Raw genomic sequence first — 21,667 nt, forward strand, 5'->3', positions numbered from 1 at the left:
CAGTGCAGACACCCGCGTCCCCCGCGGTTGAGGCCCCGCGTGGCGGGATCGCTGCTGGCAGCGCCGATCACCGCCGCGCCTGGCTGATCGCCGCCGGCACCCTCGTCTTCGTGCTGCTCGGCAGTGGCGCCGTGTTCGCGGGAACGCAGACCGGCGCGAATGATCCGGTGGTGGCATCCGTTGTAGGAACACCCACGGCGACACCGAGTCCCACGCCGACCGTCGACCCGGCACGGCCGGTGCCCGCCGAGGCGACTGCGGCCAGCCGACTGCGCACCTGCTCGGTCACCGGGCTCGCCGCCGACACGAGACTCGCCGATTTTCAGGCGCAGGTGGTCAACGCCAACACCGGCGAGGTGCTGTTCGATCGGGGCGGCACGACCTCCTCGCGTACGGCCAGCGTCATGAAGGTGCTCACCTCGGCCGCGGCCCTCAACGTTCTCGGCAGCGACTACCGGGCCACGACCCGCGTCGTGAAGGGCGCCGAACCCGGCCAGGTCGTGCTCGTTGGCGGGGGAGACCTCACCCTGTCGCGGCTGCCGACCGGCCAGGAACCGTTCTACACGGGCGCCGCGCACCTCGACGACCTTGCCACCCAGACCATGGTTTCCTGGGCTGCCGACCCGGCCAACCCGCCGATAACTTCACTCGTGCTCGATTCCTCCTATTTCTCGGGCCCGGACTGGAACGAAGGCTGGGCCCGAACCGAACTCGGCCTTGGCTACATGCCCGAAATTACGGCGCTGATGGTCGACGGCGACCGGAACGAACCCACTCGCAGCACGTCCGCCCGCAGCGAAGACCCGATCGCTCGCGCCGGCCAGGCCTTCGCTGACGCTCTCGGCGGTGGCCTCGAAATCAGCCAGGCCACCGCCCCGGCCGGTGCAGCCCAACTGGGGGCCGTGCAGTCCGCGCCGGTGTCGACCCTGATTCAGCAGTCCCTGATCGTGAGCGACAACACCCTGGCCGAGATGCTCGCCCGCCTCGTGGCGATCGAAAACGGTGCCGGCAACTCCTTCTCAGCCCTGCAGCAGGGCATCGTCGGCGGCCTCGCCGCCTACGGCATCGACACCACCGGCATGATCATCAAGGACGGCTCGGGCCTCAGCCCACACAACGCCGTGTCGCCGGCCTACCTGACCGCCCTGTTCGTCAAGGTCAACGCCCGCGAGGGCAACCTCGGCGTGCTGTTCGATGGCCTGCCGATCGCCGGTGGGCCGCGCGGATCGCTCTCCTACCCTGACCGTTTCGCCGGTGCGAATTCCGCCGCCGACGGCGCGGTCTTTGCCAAAACCGGCTGGATCGATACCGGCTACACGCTCTCCGGCATCATCCACGCCGCCGACGGTACCCCGCTCACCTTCGCCATCTACGCGATCGGCAACGTCAGTTCGAACGCGAAAATCGCCATCGACACGCTGACCACCGGTTTCTTCCACTGTGGCGATAATCTGTCGAACAACTGACCATGTAACAACTGACTGTCCCAAAGGAGCCACCGTGACCCGCGCCCTGTTCATCATCGACGTTCAGAATGATTTCACCGAGGGCGGTGCCCTGGGCGTTGACGGCGGGGCGGCCGTCGCGGCGGGCGTGAGCGCGCTGCTCGCGCAGCATCCGCTCGCCTATAAATACGTCTTCGCGTCGCGCGACTGGCACGATATCGGCAATGACAACGGCGGCCATTTTGCCCGCGACACGGCACCCGATTACGTCACGACCTGGCCGGTGCACTGCGTGGCCGGCACCGCGGGCGCCGAATATCACCAGGCTCTCACAACGGATGCCGTGACCTTTCACATTCGTAAGGGCCAGGGCAAGCCCGCGTACTCCATCTTCGAGGGCACCACCGAGGCCGGACAGACCGTGGGGTCGCTGCTGACCGAGCACGGGGTGACCGAGATCGACGTGGTCGGTCTCGCCACCGATTACTGCGTGCGCGCTTCCACCCTCGACGCGCTCGAGCACGGCCAGCACGTGCGGGTACTGACCGATCTGGTCGCCGGAGTCGCCGCGCAATCGACCGAGACCGCCCTCGCCGAGATGGCGCACGCCGGCGCGGTGTTCGCCGCGAGCGACGCCGTCGAATGACCCGGTTCGCTCGGCGTCTCGACGGGATACGCATCGCCTTCGAGGCCACGCCGGGGGAGCGACCGGTGCTGTTCGTGCACGGTTTCGCGTCGACCGCCGCGGTGACCTGGGCCGGATCCGGCTGGGTGCGGGCATTCGCCGAGGTTGGGCGCGGCGCGATCACGCCCGACCTGCGTGGCCACGGCCAGAGTGACAAGCCGCATCGGGCGGCCGACTACGCTCCGCGCCAGCTGGCCGCCGACCTCGTGGCCGTGCTGGACACCCTCGAACTGGAACGGGTCGACGTGATCGGCTACTCCATGGGGTCGCGGGTCGTGGCAGCCCTGGCTCGACTGGCGCCCGAACGGGTACGGCGGCTCGTGCTCGGCGGGGCCGGTCCGGTCGAGCTGTTCGAGACCTGGGACCCGGGCGAGGTTCAGCGGTTCGTGGTGTCCGGTGATCTGCCCTCCGACCCCACAATTGCCGCCGTGCTCGGCCCCTCCATCGCCGCCGGTGCCGACCGCCAGGCGCTGTTGGCGTGCGTGCAGGGGGTCGCGGGCTGCACGCTCGACGTGCCCGCGGGCATCCCGCAGCTGTTTGTGGTCGGCGGTGCCGACTCGATTCCGGCCGGGGTGGCAGCTCTCGCTGCCGAACGCGGCGCGGAGTACCTCGAGCTGCCCGGTCGCACCCACCTGAACGCGCTGAGTGCGCGTGCGTTCAAGCAGGCCGCGCTGGATTTTCTGGCCTGAGCCGCGACCTGCGTAGACCGTTGCCGAACGAGGCCAATGCCCCGTTCGGCGGTGTGGGGTCTTCGGGCACGGGTTCTCGTTTCGGCGGTGCCCAGGCCAACATCGAAGCGTTCACCGAGACTCAGTGGCTCACGGTGCGCGCTGAGATTGCACCGTATCCGTTCTAGAGCACCAGTCAGACTGGGCCCTCGTTGTCGGCGGGGACCCATTCCGGTGTCGGTTTCCTCACCGGTCGGTGGCGAATTCAGGTAACGAGAACGGATGCGTGCGCCCACCCCGTGAAAACACGCGGCGGTGTCGTCCCGGCCTCGACCTCCATCCTGAATCCGCCACCGTGCGGGCCCGGGCCATCTGGGCGGCCCGGGCCCACCTTAAGGAAGCGGGCCCATGATCAATCATGGGCCCGCTTTCCGGGCCCGGGCCCGGTCGGAATCAGAGGGTCGTGCCGAGCTTGAAGCCAGCCAGGGCGTCGTCCTTGCGGGTGTAGGAGAAGCCGTCAGCGCCGACGGTTACGGCCATTTCGCGAGGCTCGGTGCGCTCGATCACCGGCTGCGGGTTGCCGTCGAGGTCGAGCACGAGTGAGGCGTCGGTGTACCAGCTGGGTACGACGGGGTTGCCCCACCAGTCGCGGCGCTGGTTGTCATGCACGTCCCAGGTGACGACGGGGTTGTCGGGGTCGCCGGTGTAATAGTCCTGTGTGTAGATCTCGACGCGGTGCCCGTCGGGGTCGCGCAGGTAGAGGTAGAACGCGTTCGAGACGCCGTGGCGGCCAGGCCCCCGCTCGATCAGGTCGCTCTTGCGTAGCGCGCCGAGCTTGTCGCAGATGTAAATGATGTTGTGCTTCTCGTGGGTCGAGAACGCGATGTGGTGCATGCGCGGGCCATTGCCGCCGGTGAGGGCGGTGTCGTGCACGGTGTCTTTGCGCCGCATCCAGGCCGCGTAGGTGACGCCGTCGGAGTCCTGAATATCCTCGGTAACGCGAAAGCCCAGGTCCTCGAGGTATTTGCGACCACGGCCGACATCGGGGGTGACCTGGTTGAAGTGGTCGAGCCGCACGAGCGCGCCCGGGCCCTGCAGGTCGTAGCGCCAGGCGAGGCGTTCAACGTGGGTGGTGGCGTAGAAGAATTCGTACGGGAAGCCCAGTGGATCTTCGACGCGCACGCTGTCGCCGATGCCCTTCACGAAGCCCTCGGTGCGACGTTCGGTGCGGCAGCCGAGCTCCTGATACCAGGCCTCGGCGAGGTCGACGTCTTCGGGGCTGCGCACCCGAAAAGCCATCGCGGCGACGGCAGCAATCGGCCCCTGACGCAGCACGAGGTTGTGGTGAATGAATTCCTCGAAGCTGCGCAGGTAGATCTCGGTGTCGCTCTCCTCGGTGACGACGAGGCCGAGAATGTCGACGTAGAACTCGCGCGACTTCGCCAGGTCGGTCACGACGATGTCCATGTAGGCGCAGCGCAGGATGTCGGGCGGGGTGGCGGTGGGGATGGTCATGGGGTTCTCCTCATTGAGTCAAGCGGATGCGTACGGCTGGTTCTCGAGGCCGCAAGAGTCGGTGGGCGGTGCGGCTGGGCCCACCTTATGAACCTGGGCCCAGTTTCTAAACGGGGCCCGGGGACGGGGCCCAGGCCCCGTCCCCGAAGGGGCGAGCTAGTGGGCTCCGAAGCGGGGGGTGTGCACGGGGGCGAGGGTGATGTGCACGGCCTGGGAGTCGGTGTAGAAGTCGATCGACCGGTAGCCGCCCTCGTGGCCGAGGCCGGACGCTTTGACGCCACCGAACGGGGTGCGCAGGTCTCGCACGTTATGCGAGTTCAGCCAGACCATGCCGGCATCGACGGACTGGGCGAAGTTGTGGGCGCGGGTCAGGTCGGTGGTCCAGATGTAGGCGGCCAGCCCGTACTTGACCCCGTTGGCCAACGCGAGCGCTTCGGCATCCGTTTCGAAGGGGGTGATGGCCACGACCGGGCCGAAGATCTCCTCCTGAAAGATGCGGGCGGTCGGGGCGACGTCGGCGAAGACGGTGGGGGAGACGTAGTTACCCTCCGGCAGGCCGGATGGGCGGCCGCCGCCGGCAAGCAGACGCCCCTCGGACTTGCCGATTTCGACGTAGCTCATGACCTTCGCGTAGTGCTCGGGGTGCACGAGCGCGCCGACCTCGGTCTTCGGATCGTGTGGGTCGCCGACCACGATGCTCGCGGCGCGGGCGGCGTAGCGGGCGCAGAAGTCGTCGTAGACCGAGCGCTCGACCAGGATGCGGCTCGATGCCGTGCAGCGCTCGCCGTTGAGCGAGAATACGCCGAACAGGGTCGAGTCGATCGCGGCGTCGAGGTCGGCGTCGGCGAAGACCACGGCGGGCGACTTGCCGCCGAGCTCCATCGACATGCCCTTGAGGTTGGCGGCGCAGTTGCGGTAAATGGTCTGGCCGGTCGTGGTCTCGCCGGTGAACGAGATGAGCGGCACATCCGGATGCTTGACCAGCGCATCGCCGGCCTCCTCACCGATACCGTTGACCAGGTTGAACACGCCGTCGGGCACCCCCGCGGCGGCGAAGATCTCCGCCCACAGGCTCGCCGACAACGGCGTGAATTCGGCCGGCTTCAACACGACGGTGCAGCCCGAGGCCAGCGCGGGCGCGAGCTTCCAGCTCTCGAGCATGAACGGGGTGTTCCACGGGGTGATCAGTCCGGCTACCCCGACCGGCTTGCGATTGACGTAGTTGATTTGCTTGCCGGGCACCTTGTAGGTGTCGTCCGCCTGCGCCACGATCAGATCGGCGAAGAAGCGAAAATTCTCGGCCGCGCGCTGCGCCTGGCCGAGCGCCTGCGTGATCGGCAGTCCGGTGTCGAAGGTTTCGAGCTCGGCGAGCCGGGCGTCCTGGGCCTCGACGGCATCGGCGATGCGGTGCAGCACCCGGGCCCGGGCGCGGGGCAGCAGGCGCGGCCAGGGTCCGTGGTCGAATGCTTCTTTCGCGGCGGCGACGGCCAGGTCGATGTCGGCCTGCTGGCCGGCGGCTGCGGTGGCGTAGGTCTGGTTCGACACCGGATCGAGCACATCGAATGTCTCCCCACCGACACTGTCGACAAATTCTCCACCGATGAAATGACGGATGCTGGTGGGCAGGTCCGCGGGCACGTAATGAGTCATTATTTGGAGGCCCCGGTCAGGGTGAAGCCGGCGGTCGATGTCAGGTACTCGGAGCCGGCATCCATCAAAATGCGCATCTTGGCGAGGCCTCCGGGGGTCGGTTCGATCAGCGGCGGACGCACAAAGCCGCTCTCGATCAGGCCGCGCTGGGCCATGACCCACTTGCCCGGTGCCGGGTTGGTCTCCACGAATAGCAGGTCGACGAGCGGGTGCAGGCCATAGTGAATCTTGCGGGCGGTGGCGAAATCGCCTTGTTCCCAGGCCTCGAACATCTGCGCGACGGCGGCAGGCGCGATATTGCTCGTGGCGCTGACGAAGCCGGCGCCGCCGAGGGCCATGAGCGGCAGGCAGAGCAGCTCGAGGCCGCTCCAGACCAGCAGGTCCGGGCCGCAGAGGTGCAGCACGCGGGAGAAGTGCTCGAAGTCCTTCGTGGTTTCCTTCACGCCGACGAAGTTGTCGAAATCGCGGTAGAGGCGGTACACGGTGTCGGGCGCGATGTCGACGGCGGTCCGGCTCGGCACGTTGTAGGCCACGATCGGCAGATCCGGGAACTCTTCACAGACGGTTTTGTACCAGACGTAGAGCGCCTCCTGGGTGGGGCGGGCGTAGTACGGCGTGATGATGAGCGCGGCGTCGATGCCGGCGTCGCGGCCGGCCGCGGTCAGTTCGAGGGTCTCGTCGAGCTTGGTGGAACCGGTTCCGGCCATGAAATGCACGCGCTCGTTGATGGCGGTCGCAACGGTGCGAATGGCGGCGGCGCGTTCGGCGATGGTCTGCGAGCTGGGCTCGCCGGTCGAGCCGCCGATCGAGATGCCGTGCGAGCCGGAGGCGATCTGCCAGTTGACCAGGTTGGTCAGGCCCGCATGGTCGACGGCGCCGCCTTCGGTAAACGGGGTCATCAGCGCGGCGATGGATCCGCGAATCTGGCTCGGGTTGCTGCGGAACTTCATGAAATGCCTTCCTTATTGCGAGATGAAAGAAACGCGTTCAGGGTGGCCAGCCGGTGGTCGCGGGCCGCGTGTTCGATTTCTGCAGCCGAGGCGTGCTGCTCAATCAGGTCGAGAATATGGTCGTGCTCCGCGACCGATTCGGCCGCGCGCCCCGGCACGAAGCCGAAGGTGGATTCGCGCAGCACCGACAACCGGTTCCAGCCGCGGTGAACGAGGTCGAGAATGTGCGGGTTGGGGCAGGTGCTGTACAGCTCGGAGTGAAAGTCACGGTTGAGCGACGTGAATCTGGTCGGGTCGAAGTGGCGCAGCGTGTCGCGCATCTGCGCGTTGATCTGCCGGGCGCGCGCTATCGCTGCCGGGCTCAGCGTCGGCGCCGACAGCGCGGTCGCCGCGCCCTCGACCAGGCCGAGGGTCTGCATGGTGTGCTGGTACTCGGTGGGGTCGAGCATCGCCACCTGCGCCCCGACGTTGCGGGCGAAGGTCACCAGACCCTCGGCTTCGAGGCGGCGGATGGCTTCCCGCACGGGAACGGGACTCATCGACGTATCCCGGGCGATCTGGTCGAGGACCAGTCGAAAACCGGGGCCGAAGGTGCCATCGTTGATGCGGGTTTTCAGCCAGTCGTAGGCGAACTGGGCCTTGCCGATGGTCGGCGGGGCGGCATCCACTATCGACTGGCGAGCCATGCGCGGTACCTCTCTTTCCAGGCGGGGTTCATCGGGTAGAGGCCGTCGACGCTGAAGCCTGCGCCGACCATCTCGGCGATGAAGGTTTCTTCGCGTTCCTGCTCGATGCTGTCGGTGACGAGCTGCTCGATGAGGTGTGGCGGAATGACGAGTAGCCCGTCGGCGTCGCCGACGATCACGTCGCCGGGCTGGACGGATGCCCCGCCACAGGCGATCGTGAGGCCTAAGTCCCACGGAACGTGGCGCCGGCCGAGCACGGCCGGGTGGCCGCCGTGGTGATAGGTGGGCATATCGAGGGCGCTGACCGCGGCGAGGTCGCGCACGCCGCCGTCGGTGACGATGCCGGCGGCGCCGCGCACCTGGGCGCGCAGGGCGAGGATATCGCCGACGGTGCCGGTGCCGGTTTCTCCGCGGGCTTCGATCACGAGCACGTCGTCGACGCCGAGGCCGTCGAAGGCGCGCTTCTGGGCGTTGTGGCCGCCGCCGTGGGCATCGAAGAGGTCTTCGCGATTGGGAATGAAGCGCAGGGTGCGAGCCCGGCCGACCAGCCGGGCGCTCGGGCGGGTCGAGTGCAGGCCGTCGATCGACACGTTGTTCAGGCCGCGTTTGCGCAGCTGGGCGCTCAGGGTGGCGGTGCCGACGCTGTTGATGCGGGCCTTCAGCTCATCGGTGAGCACGAACGCCGGTTCGAGGCCGGCCTCTTCGGCCGAGCCCCAGGCTTCGGCCCGTTGCAGGTCGTCCACCTTCGGGCCGGAGCCGAACGTGCCGAACTTCTGGGTGCCCTCGGCGACCGGGGTGATCAGGCGGCCGGTGCTCGGCGCGCCGGGCATGGTCGGGGCGTCAACCTCGACCTCGACAGTGTCGCCCGGCCCGACGACGGAGGCGCCGGCCGGGGTTCCGGTGAGAATGACATCGCCGCGCTCGAGCGTCATCAGCTGGGAGAGGTCGGCGACGAGGCGGCCAAAGTCAAAGAGCAGGTCAGCGGTGGTATCACTCTGCACGAGCTCGGAGTTGACCCAGGTGCGGATGCGCAGGTTGGCCGGGTCGACGGTCTCGGCGGCCAGGACTCGCGGGCCGAGCGGGGTGAAGCCGTCTCCGCCCTTGGACTTGAGGTTGGAGCCCTTGTCGGCGTAACGGAGGTCGTAGACGCCGAAGTCGTTCGCGGCAGTGACCCCGGCGACGCCGGCCCAACCCTCCTCGACACTGACGCCGCGCAGCCGGCGACCGATGACCAGCGCGATTTCGCCTTCGAAGGCGAGAAGTTCGCATCCGCTGGGACGAACGATGGTGTCGCCGCTGGCCGCGACGCTGGTCGAGGGCTTGAGAAAGTAGGACGGCTGCTCGGGGGTGCGCCCACGCTGGGCGGCCCGGGACGGGTAGTTGATGTGCACGGCGATCACTTTGCCGGGCCGGCCCAGTTCGGGCAGGGGTTCGGGAGTCATAAGCGTCCAATCGCGTCGTTGCAGATGGTTATATATGAAACCATATACGATCCGCGAGCGGATGTCGAGGGTTCGTTTTGCCTGAGATGGGCAGAGAAAAACCGTGCCGCCCGGGTCGAAACCCAGGCGGCACGGCCTGAAACTGAACTGCCTACTCGTGGGTGCTGATGCCGAGCGGAATTCCGCGGGTCTCCTTCACGAGGGTGACCGCGACGAAGGAAATCGCGGCGAGGCCCATGAGGTAGATGCCGATTGAGGTGGTGGATCCGGTCTCATCGAGCAGCAGCTGGGCGATGAGCGGGGCGAAGGCGCCACCGAGAATAGCGCCGAGGGCGTAGCCGATGGACACGCCCGAGTAGCGCACCTGGGCCGGGAACATCTCGGCGTAGAGCGCGGCCTGCGGGCCGTAGGAGAAGCCGAGCCCGGCCGCCAGCACGATGAGGGCCGTCGAGAACCAGACGATGTCGCCGGTGTCGATCAGCAGGAACATCGGGATGGCCCAGAGGAACAGGAAGGCGTAGCCGAGCTGGAACGTGCGCACGCGACCGATTTTGTCGGAGAGGATGCCGCCCATCATCGTCGATGCCAGCCAGAAGAACGCGGCGACGGTGCTCGCGATGAGCACCGGGGTGCGCTCCATGCCGAGTCCGCCGGCCTCGACGGGCTTGGTGGCGTAGGAGTTGAAGAAGGCGATGAGCATGTAGCCGGCCGCGTTATTGGCGATGAAGATGAGTGCGGTGAGGATGACCTGGCGCGGGTGGTTCTTGAACAGCTGCTTGAGCGGTGCCGCAGATTCCCTCTTGCGCGTCTGCATCTCCTTGAAGACGGGGCTCTCGGCGACCGCGCGGCGGATGACCCAGCCGACGACGATGAGCAGCACGGAGACCAGGAACGGGATGCGCCAGCCCCAGGCGAGGAAGTCCTCCGGGCTCATTGAGGTGGTCACGGCGATCATGACTCCGGTGGCGAGAATGAGGCCGACCGGAACGCCGATCTGCGGGTAGGCGCCGAAGAAGCCGCGCTTGTTGATCGGTGCGTGCTCGACGCTCATCAGCGCAGCGCCGCCCCATTCGCCGCCGGCCGAGAAACCCTGCAGGATGCGCAGCACGATCAACAGGATCGGTGCCCAAACGCCGATCTGGTCAAAGGTGGGCAGTAGACCGATGAGCGCTGTGGCGGCGCCCATCATGACGAGCGTGAAGACCAGCATCGCCTTGCGGCCCAGGCGGTCCCCGAGGTGTCCGGCGACGATAGCGCCGAGCGGGCGAAACAGAAAGCTGATGCCGAGCGAGGCCCAGGCGATCAGCTGGGCCAGCGGAGCGTTCTCGCCGGCGAGCGGGGCGAAGAACAGGCCGGCAAGCACGAGTCCGGCGGCCTGGGCGTAGATGAAGAAGTCGTACCACTCGATGGTGGTACCCACCATGGTTCCGGCGAGAACCCGCCGTTCCTCACTGCGTTTGGCGCTGGCCGTTGGCGTGCGCTCGGTCGTAATAGCCATGGAATACTCCCTCGTATCTCACTGCGGTGCTGGGCGGGTGGTGCTGCAAAGTCTGTGGATCGTGCGGAGAAAACCGGCACTGCGGCAGTATGGCAGGATTTTTTACGATTACCTACCCTTTGGTCAGTATTGTTGTTTTTCCGGTCGCGGGGGTGACTAGCTGAGCTCTGCGACGATCGTGCGGGCGGCCGCGGTGAGCGCAGCACCGATGTCGGTGGGGGAATGCAGGCTCGAGATGTACACGACGGCGAGGGAGGCGGGTGATTCCCCGGGCACGAGCAACGGAACGGCAATCGACGACAGGCCCGGAATGACCTCGTTGTGGCTCGAGGCGTAGCCGAGAGCAACGACCTCCCCGGCCTCGCTGCGGCGGGTTTCCGGGTGGCCGAGCGCGGCCCATTGCGCCCCGCTCAGGCCTGACTGGATCGCGATTCCCGGTGCACCCATGTGCAGCGGATGCCGCGTGCCAGGCTGCTGTGCGACCGTCGCGTGGGCCTGCCGCGGCTCGATACTCACGAGCGTGAAGATCTCGCCCTGGTCGAGTACCGCGACGAAGGCGGTCATGCCGAGCTCGTTGGCGATGCGGGTGAGCACAGGCCGGGCAGTGGCCTGCAGATCGCGGGACACCCCGCGCGCCAGGGCAGCCAGTCGCGCGCCGAGTCGTACCAGTCCCGCCGGGTCGCGAACAACGAGACCGTGATCTTCCAGGGTGCGCAGAATGCGATAGGCGATCGAGCGGTGCACGTCGAGGGCGGCGGCGAGTTCGACGATCGTCATGGCTTTGTCGGTGTCGGCGAGAATCTCCAGCATGCGGATGCCGCGCGACAGGGTTTGCGAGTGGGCGGGTGCAGCCTTGGGGTCCGCGAATTCTGGAATCGACACGCTGGTATTCTCGCACTCGGCCAGGTCCTCTCGGTTGGCCAGCCGCCCTGTCGGCGGGCGCAGCTAGGCTAATACCGTCAGATCGACGGGCAGGCAAAGTAGGGGAGAACCAATGACGGTTGTTACAGACACGAACACGAACGAAGCCGAGCTGCTCGCCCGCGTGCCGAACCAGCTCTACATCAACGGCAAGTGGGTCGCCGCCACCGGCGGCCGCACCCTCGATGTCACAGACCCGGCCACAGGCCGCGTCATCAAGACCATCGCCGACGCGAGCGTGGCCGACGGCACCGCCGCCCTCGATGCGGCCGATGCTGCCCAGGCCGACTGGGCGGCGACCCCGGCTCGCGTGCGGGGCGAAATTCTGCGCCGCGCATTCGATCTGCTGCAGGAACGCAAGCAGGAGTTTGCCCTGTTGATGACCATCGAAATGGGCAAGCCGCTGCCCGAGGCGCTCGGCGAAGTCGCCTACGGCGGCGAATTCCTGCGTTGGTTCAGCGAAGAAGCCGTGCGCATCAGCGGCCGCTACGGTGCCAACCCCGAGGGCACCGGTCGCATGATCGTTACCCAGCAGCCGGTCGGACCCTGCTTTCTGATCACCCCGTGGAACTTTCCGCTCGCCATGGCGACCCGCAAGATCGCCCCGGCGCTCGCCGCGGGCTGCACCGTCGTCGTCAAGCCGGCCGCGCTCACCCCGCTGACCACACTGCACTTCGTGGCTCTGCTCGAAGAGGCCGGCCTGCCCGCCGGCGTCGTCAACGTCATCACGACGTCGCAGTCCGGCGCGGTCTCCGAGCCGATTATCGCCGACCCCCGCCTCCGCAAACTCAGCTTCACCGGCTCGACCGCGGTCGGCAAGTCGCTCATCAAGCTCTCCGCCGAAAACGTGCTGCGCACCTCGATGGAACTCGGTGGCAACGCCCCGTTCGTCGTGTTCGCCGACGCCGACCTCGACAAGGCTGTCGACGGCGCGCTCATCGCCAAGTTCCGCAATATCGGGCAGGCCTGCACCGCCGCCAACCGCTTCATTGTGCACGAGTCGATCGCTGCCGAATTCGCCCGCCGGGTCACCGAGCGGGTCGAAGCGTTCCAGATCGGCCGCGGCACAGAGGCCGGCATCACCATCGGCCCGCTGATAGACGGCAAGGCCGTCGCCAAGGCTGACTCGCTCGTACAAGATGCGCTCACCCGCGGCGCGACCCTGCTCACCGGCGGCGCCGCGATCGAGCGCGAGGGCACCTTCTACGCACCCACCGTGCTCACCGACGTCAAGCCGGGCAGCGACATTCTGCGCGACGAAATCTTCGGCCCGGTGCTCGCGATCAGCACCTTCACCGACGAAGCGGATGCCGTGCGCCTCGCCAACGACACCGAGTTCGGCCTGATCAGCTACGTCTTCACGACCGATCTGGCCCGAGGCCAGCGCATGATCGACAAGCTGCAGACCGGCATGATGGGCCTGAATACCGGCGTTGTCTCCAACGCGGCCGCACCGTTCGGCGGCGTCAAGCAGTCCGGCCTCGGTCGCGAGGGCGGGCTCGAGGGCATTCACGAGTACCTGTCGACGAAGTACACACTCACGCCGACGCCCTAAAGCGGCAAATTGCCGCAGGGTGCATCCGTTTCGCCCTCGAGGAGAGAAATAGAGAAGTAAGTGGTTTCCTGCCCCGGGGAGGGCCACAGCACGCGACGTCGGGTTTGCTGCTGTGGCCCCTTCTGCCGGCGGGGGGAACTGCAACCGAGTTGAAGGAAACTCACTATGCTGGTGCGCGCGGAGGTTGTCACTCTCACAGTGCGATCGCCGAACCCCTGCCCGGTACGTGTTTCGGCCCGAAGGACCCACCCTCACGTGAGCGCACCTACCGACGATGACGCGTCCCTCGACCGCGCCTTTCAGGACGGTGATGAGCGCGCCCTGGCCGCGGCGTATGACCGCTGGTCACCGTTGGTATTTACGATCGCCGTGCGCTCCCTCGCCAATGCGTCCGACGCCGAAGACGTCACCCAGAAGGTATTCATTGCCGCCTGGCGGGGGCGCGGTAGGTTCGACCCGGCCCGTTCCCGGCTTCCGGCGTGGCTGATCGGCATTACGAGGCACGTGATTGCCGACACCCACGAGGCACGCAGTCGCCAGCGGCGGCTCGAAGACTCACTCGCCGCGACCATCCCGGCACACCGCGTCGATGACAGTTTGAGTGTCGTCAACCGGGTGCTGGTCGGCGACGAAATCGACCGGCTCGAACCCGTGCCCCGGCAGGTGATGCGCCTCGCCTTCTTCGACGATCTCACCCAGGTGCAGATCGCCGACAGCCTGGGGCTGCCGCTCGGCACGGTCAAGAGCCACATGCGGCGCAGCCTGACCCGCCTCCGCACCCGGTTGGAGGTGTCCGATGACTCCTCTTGATGGCACCCACATCGCCGCGGACGACCTGCACCTGCTCGCGCTGGCCGAGGTCGACGCGAGCGCGGCGGAACGGGCCCACCTCGCCGCCTGCGCCGAGTGCCCCGGGGAATACCTCGCCCTGCGGCAGGTCGTGCAACTCGGTCGTGCAGTCGGGGACGATTCGCTGCTCACCCCGCCTGCGGGCGTCTGGGCAGGCATCCAGGTCGAACTCGGGCTGAGCAACGCGGTGCACACACCACCCCCCTTCACGAAAACCGCTGCCGCGACGGATGCTGCGGCCCCGCCCCAGGCACCTGCTTCGCCGGTCGCCGACCCGGCGGCGGCCGGACCGACGGCCGAAGTGTCGGTCGAACCAGCACCCGTGCGCCTGCTGTCCCGCCGCCGCTGGGTCCCGTTCGCGGCAGCCGCCGGCCTGATCGGCTTGATCGGCGGCATCGCCATCGGCGTGGCGAGCACCGCCGGCCCGCCACCCGAGCGAGTCGTAGCCGAAGGCGCCCTCGACGCCCTGCCGGGATGGGCCGCGAGCGGGTCGGTCCGGGTCGAGCAAACCGCCGACGGCCGCCGCTCGGTCGTCGTCGACCTCGACGCGCCGAATCCGCCGGGCACCGGCCTGCGCGAGGTCTGGCTGCTCAAAGCGGATGCGTCCGGCCTGGTCAGCATCGGATTCCTCGACGGTGCCACCGGTCGTTTCACTATCCCCGCGAGCGTCGACCTCGCCCAATACCCACTGGTGGACGTGTCCGCCGAACCCGCCGACGGCGACCCGGCACACTCCGGCGACTCAATCGTGCGCGGCGAATTACACGCGCTCTGAGTCGTTTCTCCAAATAAGTCGCCGTGGTGCATCCGAAACGCGCCCGACCGGAGAAGTTGTTACCAGGGAGGCACAGCCGCCTTCCGTAACGACCAACCTGGAGGTAGCAATGCGCAAGTCCATCGCCGTCGGAATTTCCGCCGGCCTTCTCGTCGCACTCGCCGGGCTCGCGCCGGCGCAGGCGGCCGTTCCCGCGGCATCCGCTTCACCGGGTATGGCATCCGTGTCGGTGCTGCACGCCATTCCCGGACTGACCCTCGACATCTCGGTCGACGGTCGCGTCGTCGTCGCCGATTTCATGCCTGGAACCCTGCTCGGCCCGCTGAAGCTCACGGCCGGCACCCACACCGTCGGAATCTCCGCGGCAGATTCCCTCGAAGTCGGCGGCAGCGCCAACGGCTCGCCGCTTCCGTCGATCGCCGTGAGCGGCTCGACGACAGTCACGGTCACGGCCAATCGCAGTTTTACGGCGGTTGCCCACCTCACGGATGCCGGCCTTCCCACCGCCACCCTGTACAACGATGACACCAAGCTGCTGGCCGCCGGACAGGGCCGCCTCACCGTGCGCCACGTTGCGGCCGCTCCGGCCGTTGACGTTCTCGCCAACGGCGCCGTTGCCGTCGCCGGCCTGACCAATCCGTCGCAGGCCGTGCTCGATCTGCCGGTCGGCACGATCAGCGCCGTCGTGGCCGCCGCCGGAACGACCGCGCCGCTGCTCGGCCCGGCGGAAGTCACGATCGCCCCGCGCACCAACACCATCGTCTACGCCTGGGGCAGTCTCGCCGACGGCAACCTGGCCCTCTACGTGCAGACGGTGCGCACGCGGGCCGCAGCGCCGGCATCCGTTTCGGTGCTGCACGCCATTCCGGGCGTCGTGGTCGACGTGTACGTCGACAACCGCAAGGTCATTGACGACTTCGAACCCGGCACCCTCACGAAGACGTTCCGCCTTCCGGCCGGCAGTTACACCCTCGCCATCACCGCAGCAGATGCCGTTGACGCGAGCGCTCCCGTGATCGGCCCGGTCAACCTCGCGGTTGCCGCGGGCGTCAACTACACGGCTGTCGCCCACCTGACCGAGGCCGGAGTTCCGACCGCGGCCTTGTTCGCCAACGATACCTCCGCGACCGGCGCCGGCCAAGGCCGCCTGACCGTGCGTCACGTCGCCGCTGCTCCCGCGGTGGACGTACTCGCGAACGGTGCTCCGGCCATCACCGGCCTGACCAACCCGAACGAGTCCGTGCTGGTGCTGCCGGTCGGCACCATCTCGGCCGCGGTTGCGGCTGCCGGAACCACCGCGGCACTCATTGGGCCGGCCGACGTGGCCATTGCCGCGAGCACGAACACCATCGTCTACGCCTGGGGCAGCCTCGCCGACGGCACGCTCGCCCTGGCTGTGCAGACGGTGTCCACGAAGTAGCTTCGTCCGGCATAACTCCTGCAATCTGAGCGTCGACCCGGCGTGGGCCCCGGATTTCCGGGGCCCGCGCGGCCGGGTCCGTGAAATTGCAGGAGTTATGCCGCTCGAGCCGTGTGTACCGCGCCGCTGGCTAGACTTTGCGGATGCCCCTGATCGCGATCGACGACCTGAGCGACCCGCGACTGGTCGACTATGCCCACCTCACCGACGTGGCCCTCAAGAAGGCCCGCGGCACCGAACACGGGTTGTACATCGCCGAATCAGCCCTGGTTTTGGAGCGGGCCCTGCGCGCCGGGCACATTCCACGCTCCGTGCTCGCGCTCGGCAACACAGCCGATGAGGCGCTCGCGGTGCTCGGCGACTACGCGGCCGAGGTGCCCGTCTTTGTCGGCCCCGGCGAAATGCTCGCCGACCTCACCGGCTACATTCTGCACCGTGGCTTGATCGCCGCGATGCACCGACCCGAACTGCCGAGCGCCGACAGCCTGCTGGCCGATGCGCGTCGCATCGTCATCCTTGAAAACGTGGCCGACCCGACCAACGTCGGCGCCATCTTTCGCTCGGCCGGTGCCATCGGAGCGGATGCCATTCTGGTCACGCCGCGCTGTTCCGACCCGTTCTACCGTCGCGCCATCCGGGTCTCGATGGGCACGGTGCTGCAGGTGCCGTGGACCCGCGCCGGCGACTGGACCGAGACCCGCGCCCTACTCACCCGGCATGGCTTTCATGTGGCGGCCCTGGCGCTGACGCCGGATGCAGTCAGCCTGCGCGATTTTGACGGTACCGCTCACGAACGTCTGGCCCTGTTGCTCGGCGCCGAGGGCGAGGGACTCACCCCCGAGGCACTCGCCGCCTCGGACACCGTCGTGCAGATTCCGATGAAGCACGGCATCGACTCCCTCAACGTCGCCGCCGCGAGTGCCGTCGCGATGTGGGCGCTGTCCGGGTAACCCCTTCTGCCACCCGAGCCCGGCGGGCCTAGGCTGGGGGCATGAGCAATGAAGCTGTCATCATCGACGTTCTGCGCACCCCGTCGGGCCGGGGCAAACCCGGTGGGGCCCTGGACGGCATCCATCCGGCCGACCTCCTGGCCACGGTGCTGCGTGAGTTGGTCAGCCGCAACAACCTCGACCCGGCACTGATCGATGACGTGATCGGCGGCTGTGTCAGCCAGGCCGGTGAGCAGGGCAATAACGTGACCCGCACCGCCCTGCTGAGTGCCGGCTTTCCGCACACCGTGCCCGGCACCACGATCGATCGGCAGTGCGGCTCGAGCCAGCAGGCCGCCACTTTCGCCGCCCAGGCCGTGATGAGCGGCAACGCCGACGTGGTCATCGCCTGCGGCGTCGAGTCGATGAGTCGGGTACCCCTCGGGTCTACGGCCGGCGGGCAGGACCCGTTCGGCACGCTCATGCACGAGCGTTACCCCGACGGCCTGGTCAACCAGGGGGTGTCGGCCGAGCTCATCAATCAGAAGTGGAACCTGGGCCGCGACGCCCTCGACGACTACGCGGCCCGCTCGCACCGGCTCGCCGCAGCGGCGGCTGACCGGGGTGATTTCGGCGGCGAAATCGTGGCCGTCACCCGGCCGGACGGCAGCGTGATCAGTGAGGACGAGACCATCCGCCCGGGCACCTCGCATGCTTCACTGGCCGGACTGCGCCCCGCCTTTCGTACCGACGCGCTCGCGGAACGCTTTCCGAAGCTCGGCTGGCACGTCACGGCCGGCAACTCCTCACCGCTCACCGATGGCGCCTCGGCGACCCTGATCATGAGCGCCAAGAGGGCCGCGCAGCTCGGTCTGAACCCCCGCGCCCGGTTTCACAGCTTCACCGTGGTGGGAAGCGACCCCATGCTCATGCTGACCGGCGTGATTCCGGCGACCCAGCGCATCCTCTCGCGGGCCGGCCTCAGCATCGACGATATCGACGCCTACGAGATCAACGAGGCCTTCGCGAGCGTGCCGCTGGCCTGGCTGCGCGAACTTCACGCCGACCCCGATTGCCTCAACCCGCGCGGCGGCGCCATCGCCCTCGGCCACGCGCTCGGTTCCTCGGGCACGCGCCTGCTCGGCACGTTGCTCAATCACCTCGAAATGACCGGCGGTCGCTGGGGCCTGCAGGCCATGTGCGAGGGCGGCGGCATGGCCAACGCCACCTTGATTGAGAGGCTCTAATGCAGATTGACGGATGCTCCGCCCTCATTACCGGAGGCGCCTCCGGCCTCGGCCTGGCCTGCGTTCGCACCCTGCACGAAGCCGGCGCATCCGTCGTATTGCTGGATCTCCCCGGCGCTCCCGGCGACGCAATTGCCGCCGAGCTCGGCGACCGGTCCCGCTTCGTGGCGGGCGACGTGACGAGCGCCGGCGACGTGCAGGCCGCCGTCGACGCGGCGGTGGCCCAAGCGCCGCTTCGCATCGTGATCAATTGCGCCGGCATCGCGCCCGGCGCCCGCACGGTCGGCCGCGACGGCCCGCTGCCGCTTGAAGATTTTGAGCGGGCGATTCGCATCAACCTGATCGGAACCTTCAACGTCGTGCGGCTGGCTGCCGCCGCGATGCAGCTCACCGAACCTGTCGGAGACCCGGGCCGCCAGGGCGGCGCCGAACGCGGCGTCATCGTCAACACCGCCTCGGTCGCTGCCTTCGACGGGCAAATCGGGCAGGCCGCCTATGCCGCGTCCAAGGGCGGCGTCGCCGCGATGACGCTTCCGCTCGCCCGCGAATTCGCGCAGAGCCTGATTCGAGTGATGTCGATCGCGCCCGGCATCTTCGACACGCCCATGCTGCAGGGGCTGCCGCAGCCGGTGCGGGATTCTCTCGGAGCCCAGGTGCCGCATCCGTCCCGGCTCGGTGACCCTCAGGAGTTCGCATTCCTGGTTCGGCATATCATCGAAAATCCCATGCTCAACGGAGAAACTATCCGCCTTGACGGGGCGATTCGGATGCAGCCGAAGTAGAGCTGTAGGTTCGAAGGAACGACTCTTTAGGGGAACCATCGTATGGCAGTGATATTCGGCACGATCCTCGTTCTGGCCGGGTTCGCCTTTGCCGTCTACGGGGTACTGCTCGTGGCCTGGGCGAACCCAACGACGCCGCTGCCCATGTTCACCAGCGCACCGAGCCGGCCACGGCATCCGTTTTGTTGAATGTCGGAGCCGTCGCGCTGGTGATCTGGGGCGCGAACCTCATGACGCCGGAGATCGGCGCCTGGGCTTTCGTGCTGCTCACCATTGCCGTACTGGGGCCGTTCATCGTGATTCGCGCCTGGCACAATGGGCGGGTCGCCAGAGGGGCACAGCGCTGATGGAGCTTCTGCTGGGCGTCATTCTCGTCGCCATCTCGACCGCCCTCGGTCTGGCAGGAGCTGCGAGAATATCGGGGCAGAATCGAGCCTCGGGAAACTATGTGAATCCCACGGTTCGCCAGAAGCTGCCCATGCTGGGCTGGAGAATTCTCCACGTCGGCCTACTGGTTGTCGGCGTCCAGCTACTGCACAACGAGCTGGGCACTGTGGCCTATCTCATGTTCGGAATCGTCGTCGTTCTGCCGTTGATCTTCGCACTGTGGCGCAACGCGCGTCGCCCGGCTGACGCCTGATCAGGCAGGCAGCGGCGCAGTCGGCTGCTGCTGCGTAATGCAGTGGATGCCGCCACCCCGCGCAAACAGCGGCCGCGCGTCGACCGACACCAAGCGGCGCCCGGGATAGGCGGCCGCGAGCACGTCGCGGGCCAGGGAATCGGCCCGCTCCTCGCCGAAGCTGCAGGCGATGACGCCGCCGTTGACGACGAGATGATTGACGTAGTTGTAGTCCACGAACCCCTCGTCGTCGCGCAGCACAGCGGGCGCCGGCAGGTCGATGATTGTGAACGATCGCCCGGCCGCGTCGTGTGCGTCGGCCAGCAGGCCGCGAAATTCGCGGGTGAGCGGGTAATCGGGGTGACCCGGATCGTTCTGGGCGTGCAGCAAAATCGTGCCCGGCGATGGCAGCGCGGCGACCATATCGATGTGCCCACGGGTGCCGAATCGCTCGTGGTCCCGGGTGAGGCCGCGTGGCAGCCAGACGACGTGCTCCGCGCCGATCGTGCGGCGAAGCTCCGCCTCGACTGAGGCGCGCGTGGCGCCGGGGTTTCGACCCGAATCGAGTTGCACGCTCTCCGTCGCCAGCACGGTTCCTGCGCCGTCGACGTGGATTCCGCCGCCCTCGTTCACGAGCGCAGACGACACGACTGCCGCACCGGTGGCATTCGCTACGAATCGGCCGATCTTCGAATCGTGATCCCAGGTGGCCCAGTCCTGGCCACCCCAGCCATTGAAGGTCCAGTCGACGGCGCCGAGCCGGCCGGTGTCATCGTGCACGAAACTCGGGCCGATGTCGCGCATCCAGCTGTCGTTCAGCGGAGCCTCGAGCACCTCGATCTCGGCCGACAGATAGCGCCGGGCTACAGCGCGCTCGGCGGGGTCGACGACCATGCGCACGGGTTCGAATTCGGCCACGGCGTGGGCGACGGCCGCCCAGGTGCGGCGGGCTTCGTGGGCTTCAGCCGCAGTGTCGCCGAGGGTGTACCCGCCCACCGGAAACGCCATCCACACACGGTCCTGCGGCGCGGTTTCGGCCGGCATGCGCCAGGTCATACGGTCGCCGATCCAAACGGATGTGCCGGGTCGACCGGCGCGACCAGCCCGGCATAACTGTCCGGGCGTCGAGTCATCAGGAAGGGAAACAGGGCGAGCCACTCCTCGCGCTGGGTCAGGTCCAGGTCGGCCACGAGCGCCACCGACTCGCCGCGAGGCGCCTGCACGAGCACCCGTCCGAACGGGTCGGAGATGAACGACGAGCCGTAAAAGGTGAGGTCGCCCTCGTCGCCGTGCCGGTTCGGCACGACCACGAACAGTCCGCTCGTGATGCCGTTGGCCACGATGACCTGCTGCCAGATCGGCTGGGTGTCGAAGTTCGGAAACAGCGGTTCCGATCCGATCGCGGTCGGGTAGGCGAGAATTTCGGCGCCGCCAAGTCCGTACAGCCGGGAGACCTCGGGAAACCACTCGTCCCAGCAGGTCGGTAGCCCCAGGCGCGCACCGGCCACGTCGTAGACCGGGTACGCGTCCTCGGCCGGCCCCGGCCGAAAGTAGGTGTCCTCGTAATACCCGGCCGTGACCGGGATATGCATTTTGCGCGTGCGACCGAGGAGTTCGCCGGCCGGCGACACCAGAATGGCCGTGTTGTAACCGCGTGGGTCGTTCGGTTCGTCGGCTTCAGCCGGCTGCTCGAACAGCGAGGCGTGCACGATAACGCTGTGCAGCCGCGCCTGTTCGGCCGCGAAAGCGAAGGTGGGGCCGCCCAGGAGCTGCTCGGCATCCGCTTTGGGAATGCCGGTGGCTCGTACATTGCCGGGGTATTTGCTAAGGGTCAGTTCCGGCAGAAACACGATCCGGGCGCCAGCCTCAGCCGCCAAACGGATGCCCTCGGCCAGCTCCGCCTCGAGCGTCGCGTCGTCCGCGTGCCAGCGATGCTGCACGAGACCGACGCGCAGGGGAGTCCGGTCGGGCTCGCGCACCCGGGTGGGCGAGGCGGGGCTAATCGGGGCCTCGATCAGTCTCATGCGGTCT

General features: G+C 67.7%; 22 protein-coding genes. 13 read left to right on the forward strand and 9 right to left on the reverse strand.

Features of this window, described 5'->3' with window-relative positions; all coding sequences use genetic code 11:
• The first annotated feature begins 2 nt into the window (after window positions 1-2).
• Genes E3O45_RS04025 through E3O45_RS04035 form a run of 3 tightly spaced genes read left to right on the forward strand, consistent with a single transcriptional unit; the run spans window position 3 to window position 2,819 of the window.
• Complete coding sequence (locus E3O45_RS04025; RefSeq protein WP_241985218.1) at window positions 3-1,466, forward strand: D-alanyl-D-alanine carboxypeptidase/D-alanyl-D-alanine-endopeptidase; 1,464 nt, start codon at window positions 3-5, stop codon at window positions 1,464-1,466.
• Between the two features lie 34 nt (window positions 1,467-1,500).
• Window positions 1,501-2,091 carry an isochorismatase family protein gene (locus E3O45_RS04030; RefSeq protein WP_134441929.1) on the forward strand — a complete coding sequence of 197 codons (591 nt, stop codon included), beginning with the start codon at window positions 1,501-1,503 and terminating at the stop codon, window positions 2,089-2,091.
• The gene (locus tag E3O45_RS04035; RefSeq protein WP_174843047.1) at window positions 2,088-2,819 is read left to right on the forward strand and encodes an alpha/beta fold hydrolase; all 732 of its coding nucleotides are present in this window, start codon (window positions 2,088-2,090) and stop codon (window positions 2,817-2,819) included. The genes E3O45_RS04030 and E3O45_RS04035 overlap by 4 nt, the downstream gene beginning before the upstream one ends.
• 432 nt (window positions 2,820-3,251) lie before the next feature.
• Here the strand turns inward: E3O45_RS04035 and hpaD are convergent, their stop codons facing one another.
• From hpaD to E3O45_RS04070, 7 genes are all read right to left on the reverse strand, one after another.
• A complete protein-coding gene (hpaD, locus tag E3O45_RS04040; RefSeq protein WP_134441931.1) occupies window positions 3,252-4,313 on the reverse strand; it encodes a 3,4-dihydroxyphenylacetate 2,3-dioxygenase in 1,062 nt (353 codons plus the stop codon).
• Between the two features lie 156 nt (window positions 4,314-4,469).
• Complete coding sequence (gene hpaE / locus E3O45_RS04045; protein ID WP_134441933.1) at window positions 4,470-5,963, reverse strand: 5-carboxymethyl-2-hydroxymuconate semialdehyde dehydrogenase; 1,494 nt, start codon at window positions 5,961-5,963, stop codon at window positions 4,470-4,472.
• Window positions 5,963-6,913 carry a 4-hydroxy-tetrahydrodipicolinate synthase gene (dapA, locus tag E3O45_RS04050; protein WP_134441935.1) on the reverse strand — a complete coding sequence of 317 codons (951 nt, stop codon included), beginning with the start codon at window positions 6,911-6,913 and terminating at the stop codon, window positions 5,963-5,965. Before dapA ends, hpaE begins: the two co-directional genes overlap by 1 nt.
• Entirely contained in the window at window positions 6,910-7,599 is a 690-nt protein-coding gene (locus tag E3O45_RS04055; RefSeq protein WP_092448951.1) for a GntR family transcriptional regulator, read from the reverse strand. The genes dapA and E3O45_RS04055 overlap by 4 nt, the downstream gene beginning before the upstream one ends.
• Complete coding sequence (locus E3O45_RS04060; protein ID WP_174843048.1) at window positions 7,581-9,041, reverse strand: fumarylacetoacetate hydrolase family protein; 1,461 nt, start codon at window positions 9,039-9,041, stop codon at window positions 7,581-7,583. The genes E3O45_RS04055 and E3O45_RS04060 overlap by 19 nt, the downstream gene beginning before the upstream one ends.
• Before the next feature lie 151 nt (window positions 9,042-9,192).
• Complete coding sequence (locus tag E3O45_RS04065) at window positions 9,193-10,539, reverse strand: MFS transporter (protein WP_134441936.1); 1,347 nt, start codon at window positions 10,537-10,539, stop codon at window positions 9,193-9,195.
• Window positions 10,540-10,695: 156 nt separating this feature from the next.
• The gene (locus E3O45_RS04070; protein WP_241985219.1) at window positions 10,696-11,421 is read right to left on the reverse strand and encodes an IclR family transcriptional regulator; all 726 of its coding nucleotides are present in this window, start codon (window positions 11,419-11,421) and stop codon (window positions 10,696-10,698) included.
• A gap of 112 nt (window positions 11,422-11,533) precedes the next feature.
• On the opposite strand from E3O45_RS04070, the gene E3O45_RS04075 reads away from it, so the two are divergent.
• The 10 genes from E3O45_RS04075 to E3O45_RS04110 all read left to right on the forward strand — a co-directional run bounded on the left by E3O45_RS04075 (window position 11,534) and on the right by E3O45_RS04110 (window position 19,657).
• Window positions 11,534-13,015 (forward strand): NAD-dependent succinate-semialdehyde dehydrogenase, encoded by a 1,482-nt coding sequence (locus E3O45_RS04075; RefSeq protein WP_134441938.1) that lies wholly within the window; start codon window positions 11,534-11,536, stop codon window positions 13,013-13,015.
• Between the two features lie 255 nt (window positions 13,016-13,270).
• Window positions 13,271-13,825, forward strand: coding sequence for an RNA polymerase sigma factor (locus E3O45_RS04080; RefSeq protein WP_241978907.1), 555 nt, complete (start codon window positions 13,271-13,273; stop codon window positions 13,823-13,825).
• The gene (locus E3O45_RS04085; protein ID WP_134441942.1) at window positions 13,812-14,639 is read left to right on the forward strand and encodes an anti-sigma factor; all 828 of its coding nucleotides are present in this window, start codon (window positions 13,812-13,814) and stop codon (window positions 14,637-14,639) included. The genes E3O45_RS04080 and E3O45_RS04085 overlap by 14 nt, the downstream gene beginning before the upstream one ends.
• Window positions 14,640-14,748: 109 nt before the next feature.
• Window positions 14,749-16,059 (forward strand): DUF4397 domain-containing protein, encoded by a 1,311-nt coding sequence (locus tag E3O45_RS17905; RefSeq protein ID WP_241985220.1) that lies wholly within the window; start codon window positions 14,749-14,751, stop codon window positions 16,057-16,059.
• A 143-nt stretch (window positions 16,060-16,202) separates the two neighbouring features.
• A complete protein-coding gene (locus E3O45_RS04095) occupies window positions 16,203-17,009 on the forward strand; it encodes an RNA methyltransferase (RefSeq protein WP_134441944.1) in 807 nt (268 codons plus the stop codon).
• A gap of 41 nt (window positions 17,010-17,050) precedes the next feature.
• Entirely contained in the window at window positions 17,051-18,235 is a 1,185-nt protein-coding gene (locus E3O45_RS04100; RefSeq protein WP_134441945.1) for a thiolase family protein, read from the forward strand.
• On the forward strand, window positions 18,235-19,017 hold the full coding sequence (locus tag E3O45_RS04105; RefSeq protein WP_134441946.1) for an SDR family NAD(P)-dependent oxidoreductase: 783 nt from the start codon (window positions 18,235-18,237) through the stop codon (window positions 19,015-19,017). Before E3O45_RS04100 ends, E3O45_RS04105 begins: the two co-directional genes overlap by 1 nt.
• A 42-nt stretch (window positions 19,018-19,059) precedes the next feature.
• Complete coding sequence (locus E3O45_RS17440; RefSeq protein WP_166789395.1) at window positions 19,060-19,206, forward strand: hypothetical protein; 147 nt, start codon at window positions 19,060-19,062, stop codon at window positions 19,204-19,206.
• Window positions 19,200-19,364, forward strand: coding sequence for a hypothetical protein (locus E3O45_RS17445; RefSeq protein ID WP_166789396.1), 165 nt, complete (start codon window positions 19,200-19,202; stop codon window positions 19,362-19,364). Before E3O45_RS17440 ends, E3O45_RS17445 begins: the two co-directional genes overlap by 7 nt.
• Window positions 19,364-19,657 (forward strand): hypothetical protein, encoded by a 294-nt coding sequence (locus E3O45_RS04110; RefSeq protein WP_134441948.1) that lies wholly within the window; start codon window positions 19,364-19,366, stop codon window positions 19,655-19,657. Before E3O45_RS17445 ends, E3O45_RS04110 begins: the two co-directional genes overlap by 1 nt.
• Here E3O45_RS04110 and E3O45_RS04115 read toward each other — a convergent pair whose 3' ends face one another.
• Together E3O45_RS04115 and E3O45_RS04120 are read right to left on the reverse strand one after the other, a co-directional pair.
• Window positions 19,658-20,692, reverse strand: coding sequence for an agmatine/peptidylarginine deiminase (locus tag E3O45_RS04115; protein ID WP_134441950.1), 1,035 nt, complete (start codon window positions 20,690-20,692; stop codon window positions 19,658-19,660).
• Window positions 20,689-21,660 (reverse strand): nitrilase-related carbon-nitrogen hydrolase, encoded by a 972-nt coding sequence (locus E3O45_RS04120; RefSeq protein WP_134441951.1) that lies wholly within the window; start codon window positions 21,658-21,660, stop codon window positions 20,689-20,691. The genes E3O45_RS04115 and E3O45_RS04120 overlap by 4 nt, the downstream gene beginning before the upstream one ends.
• Window positions 21,661-21,667 lie beyond the last annotated feature (7 nt).

Origin of the sequence: Cryobacterium sp. TMS1-20-1 (assembly GCF_004402355.1) — a bacterium.
Classification (GTDB): domain Bacteria; phylum Actinomycetota; class Actinomycetes; order Actinomycetales; family Microbacteriaceae; genus Cryobacterium; species Cryobacterium levicorallinum.